We start from the raw sequence: 14,107 nt of genomic DNA, 5'->3' as shown, positions 1-14,107 counted from the left end.
TATTTGGCAGGGCAATTCGTGCAATTCGGACACTGGTGAACTACGGTTTTCTGACGACCGAGTCATGAAAAGAGGTCCTCGTTGAACCGCCAACACGACCATCCCCAAGCTCCACTGTCCGGTATCACCGTCGTCAGCCTGGAACAGGCCGTCGCCGCACCCTATGCGACGAGGCAGCTGGCCGACCTTGGTGCCCGCGTCATCAAGGTGGAACGCCCCGACGGGGGTGACTTCGCCCGCGGCTACGACCGCAGTGTGCACGGTGAGTCCAGTTACTTCGTCTGGCTGAATCGCGGTAAAGAGTCACTGACGCTCGATTTGAAACACCCGGAGGGCCAACGGATCCTGCACCGATTACTCACGTCGGCAGATGTGCTGGTGCAAAACCTAGGGCCGGGAGCCGCCGCGCGGATGGGCCTGGACGCCGCCACGGCCGCGGGCCGCCACCCGCGGCTGATCGTCTGCGACATCACCGGCTACGGCGGGACAGGACCGTGGCGCGACCGCAAGGCCTACGACCTGCTGGTACAGGCTGAAACCGGCCTCTTGTCGGTGACGGGAAACGGTGATGAGGTCGCCCGCACCGGCGTCTCGATCGCGGATATCGCCGCCGGCATGTTCGCCTACTCCGGCATTCTCACCGCATTGCTCGTGCGTAGCACCACCGGTCACGTCGCACCGGTCTCGGTCTCACTTTTTGAGGCGCTCGCCGAATGGATGGGCCAGCCCGCGTATTACGCCCATTACGGCGGCACGCCGCCGCCGCGCACCGGCGCCCGCCATGCGACGATCGCGCCTTACGGCCCGTTCACCGTGCGCGACGGGGGCACAGTATTACTGGCTGTTCAGAATGAGCGGGAATGGCAGCGGCTGTGTGAGCAGGCACTTGGCCTGCCCAATCTGGTGACGGATGCGCGCTTTGCGACGAACTCCGACCGCGTAGCCAATCGCGACTTGCTCGAGGAAACGATCCAGGCTGCGACCGCAACGATGACCGCCGATGAACTGGCCGCGCGACTCGACGCAGCCGGCATCGCATACGGACGAGTGACCGACGTCGAAAGTCTCTGGTCGCATCCGGTGCTGACCGCACGGAACCGCTGGCGACAGATCAGCACACCGGGCGGCATGATCGGGGCGCTGCTGCCGCCGACAATGCTCAGCGAAACCGAGCCTGTACTCGGCAACGTCCCCGCCCTGGGCGCGCACAGCAAGGCAATCCTGCAAGAACTGGGCTACAGCGATGATGTCATCCATGCGCTCGCCACAGAAGGGGTGATCACGCTCGGATAGCACCGAACGCCGCCGAGTCCGCCACCAACATCTCTTATCTGACAATCGCGTCAGCGCTGGGGCATGGGGCAGAATACGCCAATTACGTACTAACGTGTCAGCTCACCCCCGTTCGATCGCCACGCTCTATTCACTGTCTTCTGACATATATGTACACTCTCTAGGGACGGATCGCGCCGACGCCCGCAAAAAGGAGATCCCGATGCACATCGACATTCAGGCGGCTAATGCTGTGCTGGCCGGGTTGCGGCCGTACCCGGTGGCGGTTACGAGCATTGACGACGGATTTGCAAACGGTCTGATCTCCTTGTCGGCCGGTTCGGCGAGCATCGTGCCGGAGTTGCCGCGCGCCACCGTGAGTCTGACCAAGTACAACCGAACCCACGACATGCTGGTCAATTCAGGCGTCTTTGCCATGCACATGCTCTCTGCCGGCGAAGGTGAGATCGACAACTCGCTCGAGATCCTGATGACCCTCGGCGGAAGCTCGGGTCGCGACGGTGACAAGATCTCGAAGTTGCGCACCAAGCCGGGGGTGACCGGCGCCCCGATCCTGCTTGACGCCCACAGTTACGTGGAGTGCCGGATTACCGGGTCGCTGGACAACGACGAGAACACCATCTTCGTCGGGGACGTGGTGGCCGCAGAAGTGTTCAGCAGCGCTCACCGGTTGCGGATCGGGGAGGCCTGGACCAAGCTGCCGCATGAATGGATCGAGCAGTACGAAGCCAACCACGAGCCGCAGTTACAGAGCGCGCGTGAGTTGCGGGCGGCGGCTGCGCGATCGGCGTGAGCACCGACCAGACCGGCGCGTGGGAGCTGCCGGAAGAGCTGATACTGCTGCGCGAGACGGTGCGGCGGTTCATGGCGGCCTACGTGCACCCGATCGAGGACACCTTGCCGCATGACAGCATCGGGTTGCCGCGCGACCAGCTCGTCGACTTGCAGGCGAAGGCACGCAAACTGGGGTTGTGGGCCCTGCAGACCCCGGAGGAGTTCGGCGGTGCCGGATTGAGCGTGCTCGGTCAGGTCGTGGTCGCAGAAGAGGCGGCCAAATGCCGTATGGGCGCATTCTTTCCAGCGCTGGGCGCATTCGGCGGAAACCCCCCCAATGTCATGTTCAAGGCTTCCCCCGAGCAGTTCGCCACTTACGCCAAGCCGATCATCGACGGCACGATGACCAAGGCCTACACCGCGATCACCGAGGCATCCGGAGGGTCCGATCCGGCACGGGCCATCAAACTGAAAGCCGTTCGTGACGGCAACGCCTATGTCCTCAACGGTTCGAAAATGTGGATTTCGCATGCTCTCGAGGCTGACTGGGGTGTGGTGTACGCACGCACCGGTGAAGGCCGCAACGGCATCTCATGTTTCATCGTCGAAAAAGACACCCCGGGGATTACTTTCAGCCGTATCGAGGTGATGGCGTCATTTGATCCCTGCGAACTGCACTTCGACAACGTCCGGATTCCGGCGGATCGGCTCATCGGCGAAGAGGGCCAGGGCCTCGCACTGGCCAGCGATTTTCTGGTGCACAGCCGCATCATCTATGCTGCCGGCCCCATTGGCATCGCGCAGGTGGCACTAGACCGCACTTGTCAGTGGGCCAGGGATAGGGATGTTTTCGGTGGCAAGCTCGCCGACAAGCAGGGCATCCAATGGATGCTCGTCGACAGCGAAGTGGAGCTGCGGGCCGCGCGCCTGCTGGTGTATCAGGCCGCCTGGAACGCCGACCTCGGCCACGATGTCCGAGTCGACGCATCCGTCGCCAAGCTCTACGGTACCGAAATCGCCTATCGGGTACTGGACCGTTGCATCCAAATACACGGCGCGCTGGGGCTGTCGAAGGAGCTACCACTGGAACGTTGGTTCCGCGATTTGCGTGTCAAGCGGCTCGGTGAAGGTGCCACCGAGGTCCAGCGCGAAGTCATAGCCCGCCACCTTCTCAGTGGAATGCGATGAACGCCGGATTGAATGACGAAGAAAGCCTATTAGTCGAGACGGTCCGGGCGTTCATCGACCGCGACGTCAAGCCGACGGTGCGCGAAGTCGAGCATGCCGACGTCTATCCCGAAGCCTGGATCGAGCAGATGAAACGCATCGGGATATTTGGCTTGGCGATACCTGACGAATACGGCGGCTGTCCCGTTTCGATGCCCTGCTATGTCTGGGTGACCCAGGAGTTGGCCCGCGGCTGGATGAGTTTGGCCGGCGCGATGGGCGGCCACACCGTGGTGGCCAAGCTGCTGTCGCTGTTCGGTACCGAAGAGCAGAAGCGAAAGTACCTGCCCACCATGGCCACCGGCGAGTTGCGGGCCACCATGGCCCTGACAGAGCCCGGTGGTGGCTCCGACTTACAAGCGATGAGCACCGTCGCACATGTCGACGGAACCGACCTCGTCATCAACGGCGCGAAGACCTGGATTAGCAACGCTCGCCGATCGGGTCTAATCGCGCTGCTGTGCAAGACCGACCCATACGCCACGCCGCGCCACAAGGGCATGTCGGTGGTTCTCGTCGAGCACGGTCCTGGGCTGTCGGTCTCGCGGGATCTGCCTAAGCTTGGCTACAAGGGCGTGGAATCGTGCGAACTACGCTTCGACGACTACCGGGTGCCTGCATCGGCGATCCTCGGTGGCATAGCCGGCCGTGGCTTTGGGCAGATGATGAAAGGTCTTGAGACCGGACGTATTCAGGTCGCGGCGCGGGCACTGGGTGTCGCGACGGCCGCGCTTGAGGACGCCCTCGGCTATGCCCAGCAGCGGGAGAGCTTCGGGCGGCCGATCTGGAAACATCAGTCGGTCGGCAACTATCTGGCCGACATGGCTACCAAGCTGACGGCTGCGAGGCAGCTCACGAGGTATGCCGCGGAAAAGTTCGACAGCGGGGACCGCTGTGACATGGAGGCCGGGATGGCCAAGTTGTTCGCCTCCGAAGTGGCGATGGAGATAGCGCTCAATGCAATCCGAATCCACGGCGGCTACGGCTATTCCACCGAGTACGACGTCGAACGCTACTTCCGCGACGCCCCGTTGATGATCGTCGGCGAGGGCACCAACGAGATACAGCGCAATGTGATCGCCGCGCAGTTGATCTCGCGAGGAGGTGTATAGCGTCTCTCGTCGCATTTGCAGATCGCCAGGAAGAGCCCTGGACAGTGATGACCAGCTGTGTCAGGTTGGACAGCGGTGGCGCCAGGAATCAGCTGCATCATCGCGAAAAGTAGCAGACAAGGAGGTCAGAAATTGGGTGATGGGTCGCAAGCACACCAGCCCGCGGGCCTGCCGTCATACACGCGGCCAGCATTGCGGCTGGCGCCCACCCCCACCGCCGACTCAAAAGCGTTCTGGAGCGGTGGCGCGCGCGGCGAGTTGCTGATTGCGCATTGCCGCGGGTGCGATCGTTTCTTCCATCCGCCCGGGCCCGTCTGCTGGCGGTGCCGCAGCACCGACGTCGCACCGAAGCCGGTCTCCGGACGGGCAACGGTGGCTGCGTACACCGTCAACCGTCAACCGTGGATCCCCGGTTTTGAACCGCCATACATCGTCGCGATGGTCGAGCTTAACGACGAGCCCGACGTTCGGCTCATCACCAACATCGTCAACATCGCGATCGAGGACATTCGTGTCGGCCTGCAGGTCGAAGTGTTCTTCGAAGAGTGGGCGCCGACATCCGGTGACGAAGACGCGCGCGTCTGGGTTCCTCTGTTCCGACCTGCCACCGAGGCGAACGCAAGCGTATGAGCGGCCCGTTCGACGGCAAGGCCGTTATCACCGGCGCCGGGAAGTCGCAAGTGGGACGGCGGTTGGGGCGCACCGGGCTTGACCTGACCATCGAAGCGGTCACCAGGGCCATCGCAGACGCCGGGCTGCGCATCGACGACGTGGACGGGGTGGCGAGCTACCCGGGCCCCGGGGGTGCCCGACCCCGGCTTCTCCGGGGCGACAGTCACCGAGGTCCGCAACGCGCTGGGACTGCGCAGCCGATGGTATATATCGGCGATGGAGACCGCCGGCCAGATCGGCCCGGCGATTGAGGCCTGCATGGCGGTGACCCTAGGACTGGTCAACCACGTTGTGGTGTACCGGTCGGTGTGGGAGTCGACCGCCGCCGAGCAGGCCGGCGGTGGAAGGGCTTCGGTTTTATTCGGCGGCGGCAAGTTACCGCCCCACTTGGAATGGGTCGCACCGTTCGGCGCGCTGTCGGCGGCCAACTGGCTGGCGATGCCCGCCCAACGCTACATGCACGATTTCGGTTTGAGGCGCGAACACCTGGGCGTGATCGCACTCAACGCGCGCCGCAACGCCGCGCTGAATCCGGATGCCATCTACCGGGATCCGCTGTCGATGGAGGACTATCTCAACGCTCGGATGATCTCCGAACCGTTGTGTCTCTACGACTGCGACGTGCCCTGCGACGGCGCGACGGCGGTGGTCATCTCGCGACGAGAGGCCGCTGACGGGCTGCCGCGGCATCCCCCTGACCGTCGAGTCCGTCGGCCCCAGCATGTACGAACGTGCGACCTGGGACCAGCGCAAGGACATTACGACGATGGCCGCGCACGACGCCGCAGCGGCGCTGTGGGAACACACCACGCTGACCGCCAAAGATGTCGACATGGCCCAGCTGTACGACGGATTCAGCTTTTTAACGGTGATGTGGCTGGAGGCCCTCGGCTTCTGCGAGCACGGCCAGGTCGGCAAATTCCTCGGCGATGGAGAGCGAATCGCGCTGGACGGGCCGCTGCCGCTTAACACCAGCGGCGGTCAGCTTTCCGGAGGGCGCCTGCACGGCATGGGTTTCCTGCACGAAGCGTGCGTGCAGTTGTGGGGCGAGGGCGGGGATCGGCAGGCCCCTAATACGCCCGAGGTGGTCGTTGTCGGTGTGGGCGGCGGGCCGGTTGCCGGCACGATGTTGATCAGTTCCCGCTAGGCAGGAGTGCATTATGACCCTTCGCGTCGGCGTAATCGGGGTGGGCTGGGGCTCCCACGTGCAGGTACCGGGCTTTCGGGCGGCACAGGGATTCGATCCGGTTGCGCTTTGCGCGCGTACCCCCGAACGGCTGCAACGCGTTGCCGACAAGCTCGGCATCACCGACATCTCGACCGACTGGGAATCATTCGTCGCCAGAGACGATCTCGACGTCATCTCGGTGGCCACACCCACGGTGCTGCACCACGACATGACGCGTGCCGCCCTCGATGCCGGCAAGGCGGTGCTGTGTGAGAAGCCGCTCGCCGGTGACCTCGACGCGGCCCGCGACATGGTCCGCGCCGCCAGAAAGTCTGGCCGGCCGACCGCGTGCTGCTTTGAAAACCGTTGGAATCCAGACTGGCTCGCAATCGCTGAGCTTGTGCGCTCCGGATTCCTCGGCAAGCAGTACGTCGCGCGAGTTAGCCGCAGTGCGTCTTATTGGCATCCCAGCCGAACGCCGCAAGCCCGGTGGATGTACGACCGGAACCAGGGCGGTGGGTATCTGGCCGGGATGCTCGTGCACGACCTGGATTTCCTGTGCAGCGTTTTGGGCCGCCCGGACGCGGTATGCGCCGAGGTGCGCAGCAGTGAACCGGTACGCCGGCTGCCGGACGGCGAGATACTCAACGTCACTGCCGATGACACCGCCGCCCTACTGATGCGGATGGAGTCGGGTGCAATCGCCATCATGAGCGTGTCGGTGATGGGTGCACACGCCGATCACTACCGCCTCGAGCTGTTCGGTGCCGACGGCACCATCATCGGCGACGGTGACTTGCGCTCGACCGCCTATACGATAGGCGCCGCCACCGATGACGGGCTGCGGCCCCTGCCGGTAGGCGATCGCGCACCGGCTCACCCGGAGAATCTTCCGAAAGGCCTCGCTGGACACGCCAGCCGGGCGATGGCCTTGATGCTCGAAGACTGGCTGCCTGCATTCGAGGGTAAGCCTTGCCGTGCCGCCACATTTGACGACGGCCTGCTTAGCCTGGCGATCATCGACGCCGCACACCGCTCATCAGAAGGTGGCGGCTGGGAACGCGTACATGCAACCGCCTGATCAGGCCACCACAGACCTCGGTGTCGTCCGCTATGAACGCGACGGCGCCATCGCCCGCGTCGTGCTCAACTGGCCCGAGCGGGCGAACGCGCAGTCCTCGGAGATGGTGTCTCAGGTGGACGCCTGTCTCGACCAGGCGCGCCGGGACTACGGTGTGAAGGTCGTCATCATTAAGGGCAGCGGCAACGGCTTTTGCGCCGGTCACGTCATCGCTCCCGATGCGTACCCGGAATTCGCCGAGTCCCAACGACATCTCGGCAGCAACTACCTGGGCAGCAAAGAACTGTTTTTGTGGCCGACGCTGCGGTTCTGGGAATTCCCGAAACCGATGATCGCTCAAGTGCACGGCTACGCGCTGGGCGGCGGCACCTACTGGGCGCTGCTGCCCGAGATCACGATCGCCTCCGAGGACGCCTACTTTCAGATGCCGCTGGTTCCAGGGCTCGGTTTCCCCGGTGGTGAAACGATGATCGAACCGTGGGTTTTTATGAACTACAAGCGAGCGGCCGAATACCTGTATACGGCGCAAACGTTGTCCGCCGAGGAGGCTTTCCGCATGGGGCTGGTCAACCGCGTTGTCGCCCGTGAGGAGCTGGAGTCGGTGACCGAAACCATGGCCGCACGGATCTCGCGGGCACCGCTGTCGACGTTGATGGCCACCAAAACCATGCTCGTGCGAGCCTGGGAACAGATGGGCATGCGCCAGCACCTTCAGTTGTCAGCTGATTTGATGTCGGTGATGGAGCACACCTCGGATGCTCAGGCCCTGAGGGCGGATCTGGAAAAAAACCGCCGGTTGCCGCGCGAGCAGGCAGGCACAGAGTAGGGCTCGCCGCAGGCGCCCTTATTGGCGCGTCATTGCGAAGATCATCTCGGCCGCGACAGCGATCACCTCGTCTTGGTCGACGCGCACCGATTGTGTCTGTACTGCGTACCAGGCGCGTTCGAGCAACCCCATCACCGCGACACCGACAGTTTCCGGGGAATGTCGGCCATGGCTGGCGATGGCCTGTCCAAGTTTCCACGCCGCGCGGGTCAACATGTGGTCACGCGAGCGCCTGAAAGCCTCGTCGTCCGGCGCAGAATGCGAGGCCGCCATCACGAATGCGCCATGGCGGTCCAGATAGCCGAAATAGTCGCCAACCCACTTGCGCACATCCCCCAGACCGTAGGACACGGGAAGCCTCCCCCACTGGGCAATTACCGCGAGCACGTCATGGTACGCCGTTTCGCCGAGAACGTTGAAAACCTCACGCTTGTCTTTGAAGTACGTATAGAACCCGGCCCGGGAAATACCACAGGCCTCGGTGATGGCGTTGATCGGCGTGCCGGCGTAGCCGCGCTCGAGGAACAGTCGCCGACTCGCTTCGAGGATCGCCATGCGGGTCCGCGCGCCGCGGCCGGCTTCGAGCGTATCGACGGGTTCGGTCCCAGCGGTAACGGCCATAGCAGGGACTCTAGATGACAGCTCTGTCAACTATCAACAACCACGTAAAACGCCATGGCCTAAGCCCTTGTGATGCTCATACTTGACACATCTGTCAACCCAGGTCAAGCTAGTCCTATGACTCAGTTCACTGACGCGCCGATTTTCGACGCCGATCAGCACATGTACGAGACCCCGGAGGCGTTGACCAAGTACCTGCCGGAGCGATTCCGCAAGGCCGTACAGTTCGTGCAGGTGGGCAGGCACACCCGGATCGCGATCCTGAACAAGATCACCGAGTACATCCCGAATCCGACATTTGAGAAGGTGGCCGCGCCCGGTGCGCACGAGCGCTTCTACTCCGGGCAAAACCCCGAAGGCCTGACGATGCGTCAGATGACGGGCACACCGATCGAGGCGCCGCCGGCTTCCCGCAACCCGGTCGACCGGATCAAGGAGCTCGACCGGCAGGGCGTCGATGAGACCCTGGTGTATCCGACGCTGGCCAACTTGGTCGAACATTCCGCCGCCGAGGACCCCGAACTGACCGCGGCGATGATCCACGCCCTCAACCAGTGGATGCTCGAGCACTGGGGCTACACCTACCAAGACCGGCTGTACATGACCCCGGTGCTGACGCTGGGCCTGGTGGATGAGGCGCGCCGCGAGCTGGAATACGTTCTTGACAACGGGGCCAAGGTCGCGTTGATCAAACCGGCTCCAGTCAAGGGCTACCGCGGGTGGCGCTCCCCGGCGCTGCCGGAGTTCGATCCGTTCTGGCGTGACGTCGAGGATGCCGGCCTGCCGATCGTGGTCCACGCCAGCCAGCCTCCGCTGGAGGAATACGTCAGCAAGTGGGAGCCGCCCGAGACCAACAGCGCCTTTGAGATGTCGGCGTTCAAGTGGGTGGTGCTCGGGCATCGTGAGATCGCCGACATGCTGACCAGCCTGATCTGTCACGGCACCTTGACCCGGTTCCCGAAGCTGCGCATTGCCAGCGTCGAGAACGGCAGCTCCTGGATCCATCCGCTGTTTCACGACCTGCAAGACATCTACAAGAAGATGCCGCAAAACTTCGAGGAGCACCCCATCGACGTGTTCCGGCGCAATATCTGGGTGTCGCCGTTCTGGGAAGGCTCGGTGGCCGATGTCGTCGAAACGGTGGGCTGGGACAAGGTGATGTTCGGCTCGGACTACCCACACCCCGAAGGTCTGGCGACACCGAAGGGATTCTTCAAGTACGCCGAGGGCATGGACCGTCGCCGCACCTACGATTTCATGGGCGACAACGCGCGGCGCTTCATGGGCCTGCCCATCCGCAATCCCGACCCTGACGCCACCAAGCCGCCAGCATTGCAAACCGCTGGCGCATAACGACGTACCCGGGCGTCTACGTTCAGCGCATGCAGATCCGGGAGCATGTCGACTCCACCAAAGCCGCCATCATCCTGCACCCGTCGGGTATCGTGATCGGCTTCGCCGAACTGGAGACGCGAGCCAACAGGCTTGCGCATTTCTTCCGGCAGGCCGGGCTGTCCGAAGGCGACACCGTCGCGGTGATCATGGAGAACAACGAGCACATTCATGCGGTGATGTGGGCGGCGCGCCGGAGCGGCTTGTACTACGCGCTGATCAATACTCACCTGACCCCAGCAGAAGCCGCTTATATCGTCGACAACAGCGGCGCCAGGGCGATTGTCGGCTCGCGGGCGATGCGCACGATGTGTGAAGGGCTCGCCGAGCACCTGCCGGCCGGGCTGCCCGAGCTACGACTCATCGCCGACGATACCCTCGCCGGCTGGCGACGCTATCCCGACTGCGTGGCCGATCAACCATCGACACCGATCCCCGATGAACTCGAGGGCGACTTGCTGCAATATTCATCGGGCACCACCGGCCGCCCTAAGGGCATCCGGCGAGAACTGCCGCACATCTCGCCGGCCCAGGCATCCAACATGTTGATGCCGCTGCTGACGGCCGTCGGATTGTCCGGTGACGCGGTGTATCTGAGTCCTGCGCCGCTGTATCACACCGCGCCGTCGTTCTGGTCGATGTCGGTGCAGTCGCTGGGTGGCACCACCGTGGTGATGGAGACGTTTGACGCCGAGCGGGCCTTGGAGTGCATTCAGCGCTACCGAGTAACCCACGCGCAGTTCGTCCCCGCGATGTTCGTGCGGATGCTTAAACTCCCGGAGGATGTGCGCAATTCGTATGACCTGTCCAGCCTGCGCCGTGTCGTGCACGCAGCCGCGCCGTGCCCAGTCGACATCAAAAAGCAGATGATCGACTGGTGGGGCCCGATCATCGACGAGTACTACGCGGCATCGGAGGCAGTAGGGGCCTCTTTTATCGCAGCCGAGGACTGGCTCGCGCATCCGGGTTCGGTGGGTAAGCCATTGGTCGGGATCCCGCACATTCTCGACGAAAACGGCGTCGAGCTGCCGCGCGGCGAGGTCGGCGAAATTTATTACGAGGGCGGCTATCCCTTCGACTACCTCAACGACGAGGCCAAGACGGCGGCGTCGCGGGATGCGCACGGCTGGGCAACCGTCGGCGACATCGGTTACCTCGACGAGGACGACTACCTGTACCTGACCGACCGCCGCCATCACATGATCATTTCCGGTGGGGTGAACATCTACCCGCAGGAAGCCGAGAACTTGTTGGTCACCCACCCCAAGGTGCTGGACGCCGCCGTGTTCGGCATCCCCGACGAACGGATGGGCCAGTCGGTCAAAGGCGTCGTGCAGACCGTCGACCCTGCCGATGCCACCGAAGAGTTTGCAGCGGAGCTGTTGGCGTGGGTGCGGGAGCGCTTGGCGCACTACAAGTGTCCGCGGTCTATTTCGTTCGAGTCGCAACTACCCCGTACCGACACCGGCAAGCTCTACAAGCAGGAGCTGGTGAAAAAGTACTCCACCCCGCTGAAGGCCGGCTAACTTTCGCGCAGCCCGTTGTAGATGAACTGAGATAGCTCGTCAATCACCGCATTTCGCGACGGGGCGTCGTCATCTCTGGGATATGTCTTGGGCAGGAATGTCGCGATTGCGCCCACGAAGAGTAGCACGATCCGTAGCTGCAGAGCCGGCGAAGAGCGCCTGATCCCGTCGACGGAAAGCACGGCGTCGACCGCCGGCAACATCGCACTGAGGGTGTCATCGATGCGGGACCGCAGGACGTCGAGCTCGCCACCGGTCGGTCCCTCAGTGAACAGGTGCACCATTGCGCGAGCGATTGCCTGGTTGTCGGAGAGGAAGCAGTAGAAGTCACTGGTGAAGCGGCGGGCGAGCTCTTTCGGATCAAGTGACCGCAAGCCCGGGTCATCGAGCCATCGGCGGTGCAGACCGTCGACGGCGTCGAGCAGTGGCCTGCCGACTGATTCGAAGAACAAGCGTTCCTTGGAGTCGAAGTACCGAAAGATCAGATCGTGAGAAACCCCTGCCCGCTCAGCGATTTCGCGGGTGGTGACCCGGTAGCCGTGTTCTGCGAAGAGCTCTCGGGCGGCTTCGCGCAACAATCCCGGCGCGCTGCCGCGCCGCACCCGGGGAGCCCGACGCAACGCCATAACCCCACCCTAACAGCCGGCCGGGGTTATAGTGGATCGATGGTTGACTAGCGGCTTGCGACTCGATTAACGTGGCCGGCATCCGTTTTTGCCTGCTGGGCGGGAGGCGATTACATGCACGTCAAGATCGAGAAGGCCGCGGGCTGGCTAGGCCTGGCCGGGATTGGGGTGTTTCTCGTCCTGTTTGTATTCGTCGCAGGATTCATCCCGCCCTACGACCCGTCCGCCACCGCCGCCGAGACCGCCGCCCGCTACGCCGAGAACGAACTGCGCATCCGTATCGGCATGGCGTTCATGATCTTTCTCGCATTCCCCCTCTTTGCGCCATTCTTCGCTCTGCTGTCTCGCCAGGTGCGACGAATCGAGGGCTACTGGGGTGTCATGTCGGTGACGCAGATCCTGCTCAGCGTGACCTTCCCGTTCGGGTTCGCGTTGTGCGCGATCTTCGCTACTGCTGCTGCCTACCGGCCGCACGCCAATCCCGATGTCACCCAGGCACTTAGCGACATGTTCTGGCTCATCTTCGTCGGCCTCGTTGGCCCACTCATCACCCAAGTCATCATTCTTGCCTTCGCCGTGTTCATCGATAAGCGCGAGGTGCCGAGTTTCCCGCGCTGGTTCGGCTACTTCCAGATCTGGTACGCCGTCTTCGGGGTGCCGGGTGCCGCGATATACGTGTTCCACAAGGGACCCTTGGCGTGGAACGGATTGTTCGCCTTCTGGATTCCGCTCACCGTGTTCTGCGTCTGGATGATCGTTACCACGGTGATGCTGGTCAAAGCGGTAGACGTCGAAGCCGCCGAACGCGCCGCTAATGCCGCTGAACGTAAGTGGGAACAGGCGGCGTGAACCGGCAGGCAACGCGACTGGCCACCGAGACAGCCACATCTACATCACCGGTTTCGCGCAGCGAGCGCCGCGTCCCGGGTGAAGGTGGTATCTGGATCGTCTTGTTCGGCGACATGCTGGTGTTCGGCGTGTTCTTCGCGACATTCATGTACGAGCGCGGGCGCGCTCCCGAAGTGTTCGACCAATCGCGCCGGATGCTGAGCATCGGCATTGGGCTGACCAACACTCTGATTCTGCTCACTGGTTCATTGTTCGTCATCACCGCGATTCACGCGATCCGTTCTTCGGAGCGACTGGCAGCGCGGTGGCTGTTGGCCGCAGCATTAGCATGCGGCCTGGCGTTCGTCGGGCTCAAAGCGGTCGAGTACACCGCCAAGGTCAGCCAGGGACATACCCCGAACCAAAACACGTTTTTTCTTTACTTCTTCATCCTTACTGGCCTGCACCTGTTCCACGTACTGATCGGCATCGCGGTCTTGGTCTTGCTGTTGACGCAGGCCGGTCGCGTCGAGCTCGGTACGACGAAAATGGCGCTCGTCGAAGGGGGCGGGTGTTTCTGGCACCTCGTTGATTTGCTGTGGATCGTCTTGTTCCCGCTCCTGTACCTGGTGAGCTGACGATGACGCCTTCGCTTTTCCGCGCACGCTCCACCGCGGTGTGGGTCGTCCTGGTTGTAGCCACGATCGTGTCCTGGGCGGTAGGCCATGAGCACGGGACCGGATCAGCGATCGCCGTCGTGGTTCTCGCCGTCGCTGCCATGAAGGTCCGCTTCGTCGGTTTGGACTTCATGGAATTACGGGATGCCCCGCTCTTCCTTCGCGGCATCTTCGAGGGCTACTGCGTCGCGTTATGGTCCGTCTTGACCGCCATGTACTTCTGGTCATGAGGCGCCGAAATTCCGGCGCAGTCCCACGCTGACAGGTGGCGCCCACGTTCTCGC

14 protein-coding genes and 1 pseudogene are annotated in these 14,107 nt (G+C 63.1%); 13 read left to right on the top strand and 2 right to left on the bottom strand.

Annotated elements, in window-relative coordinates; genetic code table 11:
- Positions 1-81 precede the first annotated feature (81 nt).
- The 8 genes and pseudogenes from MHEC_RS03610 (at position 82) to MHEC_RS03575 (ending at position 8,153) form a co-directional block, all read left to right on the top strand.
- Positions 82-1,293, top strand: coding sequence for a CaiB/BaiF CoA transferase family protein (locus tag MHEC_RS03610; RefSeq protein WP_048889820.1), 1,212 nt, complete (start codon positions 82-84; stop codon positions 1,291-1,293).
- Positions 1,294-1,495: 202 nt separating this feature from the next.
- Positions 1,496-2,086, top strand: coding sequence for a flavin reductase family protein (locus MHEC_RS03605; protein WP_048889819.1), 591 nt, complete (start codon positions 1,496-1,498; stop codon positions 2,084-2,086).
- On the top strand, positions 2,083-3,255 hold the full coding sequence (locus MHEC_RS03600) for an acyl-CoA dehydrogenase family protein (protein ID WP_048889818.1): 1,173 nt from the start codon (positions 2,083-2,085) through the stop codon (positions 3,253-3,255). The genes MHEC_RS03605 and MHEC_RS03600 overlap by 4 nt, the downstream gene beginning before the upstream one ends.
- Positions 3,252-4,406: an acyl-CoA dehydrogenase family protein gene (locus MHEC_RS03595; protein WP_048889817.1), complete on the top strand. Its 1,155-nt coding sequence runs from the start codon at positions 3,252-3,254 to the stop codon at positions 4,404-4,406. Before MHEC_RS03600 ends, MHEC_RS03595 begins: the two co-directional genes overlap by 4 nt.
- A gap of 192 nt (positions 4,407-4,598) precedes the next feature.
- A complete protein-coding gene (locus MHEC_RS03590) occupies positions 4,599-5,036 on the top strand; it encodes a Zn-ribbon domain-containing OB-fold protein (RefSeq protein ID WP_235434722.1) in 438 nt (145 codons plus the stop codon).
- Positions 5,033-6,225: pseudogene (locus tag MHEC_RS03585) on the top strand (thiolase family protein). The gene MHEC_RS03590 and the pseudogene MHEC_RS03585 overlap by 4 nt, the downstream one beginning before the upstream one ends.
- A 13-nt stretch (positions 6,226-6,238) precedes the next feature.
- Positions 6,239-7,327: a Gfo/Idh/MocA family protein gene (locus MHEC_RS03580; protein WP_048889814.1), complete on the top strand. Its 1,089-nt coding sequence runs from the start codon at positions 6,239-6,241 to the stop codon at positions 7,325-7,327.
- Positions 7,314-8,153, top strand: coding sequence for an enoyl-CoA hydratase-related protein (locus MHEC_RS03575; protein ID WP_048889914.1), 840 nt, complete (start codon positions 7,314-7,316; stop codon positions 8,151-8,153). Before MHEC_RS03580 ends, MHEC_RS03575 begins: the two co-directional genes overlap by 14 nt.
- Before the next feature lie 18 nt (positions 8,154-8,171).
- Here MHEC_RS03575 and MHEC_RS03570 read toward each other — a convergent pair whose 3' ends face one another.
- Entirely contained in the window at positions 8,172-8,774 is a 603-nt protein-coding gene (locus MHEC_RS03570; protein WP_048889813.1) for a TetR/AcrR family transcriptional regulator, read from the bottom strand.
- A gap of 117 nt (positions 8,775-8,891) precedes the next feature.
- Here MHEC_RS03570 and MHEC_RS03565 point away from each other — a divergent pair, with 117 nt between their 5' ends.
- Positions 8,892-10,127: an amidohydrolase family protein gene (locus MHEC_RS03565; protein ID WP_048889812.1), complete on the top strand. Its 1,236-nt coding sequence runs from the start codon at positions 8,892-8,894 to the stop codon at positions 10,125-10,127.
- 29 nt (positions 10,128-10,156) lie between these two features.
- Positions 10,157-11,692 (top strand): fatty-acid--CoA ligase FadD4, encoded by a 1,536-nt coding sequence (fadD4, locus tag MHEC_RS03560; RefSeq protein ID WP_048889811.1) that lies wholly within the window; start codon positions 10,157-10,159, stop codon positions 11,690-11,692.
- Here fadD4 and MHEC_RS03555 read toward each other — a convergent pair.
- Positions 11,689-12,318: a TetR/AcrR family transcriptional regulator gene (locus MHEC_RS03555; RefSeq protein ID WP_048889810.1), complete on the bottom strand. Its 630-nt coding sequence runs from the start codon at positions 12,316-12,318 to the stop codon at positions 11,689-11,691. The genes fadD4 and MHEC_RS03555 overlap by 4 nt on opposite strands.
- A 114-nt stretch (positions 12,319-12,432) precedes the next feature.
- Between MHEC_RS03555 and MHEC_RS03550 the strand changes: the two genes are divergently transcribed.
- The 3 genes from MHEC_RS03550 (at position 12,433) to MHEC_RS03540 (ending at position 14,053) form a co-directional block, all read left to right on the top strand.
- Positions 12,433-13,167 carry a hypothetical protein gene (locus tag MHEC_RS03550; protein WP_048889809.1) on the top strand — a complete coding sequence of 245 codons (735 nt, stop codon included), beginning with the start codon at positions 12,433-12,435 and terminating at the stop codon, positions 13,165-13,167.
- A gap of 113 nt (positions 13,168-13,280) precedes the next feature.
- The gene (locus MHEC_RS03545) at positions 13,281-13,784 is read left to right on the top strand and encodes a cytochrome c oxidase subunit 3 (protein WP_082169553.1); all 504 of its coding nucleotides are present in this window, start codon (positions 13,281-13,283) and stop codon (positions 13,782-13,784) included.
- A 2-nt stretch (positions 13,785-13,786) separates the two neighbouring features.
- Positions 13,787-14,053, top strand: a complete 267-nt coding sequence (locus tag MHEC_RS03540; RefSeq protein ID WP_048889808.1) for a cytochrome C oxidase subunit IV family protein — start codon at positions 13,787-13,789, stop codon at positions 14,051-14,053.
- Positions 14,054-14,107: the final 54 nt, after the last annotated feature.

The organism is Mycobacterium heckeshornense, assembly GCF_016592155.1.
In the GTDB taxonomy this organism is placed as follows: Bacteria; Actinomycetota; Actinomycetes; order Mycobacteriales; family Mycobacteriaceae; genus Mycobacterium; species Mycobacterium heckeshornense.
This window is presented reverse-complemented; position numbering and strand designations above follow the sequence as displayed.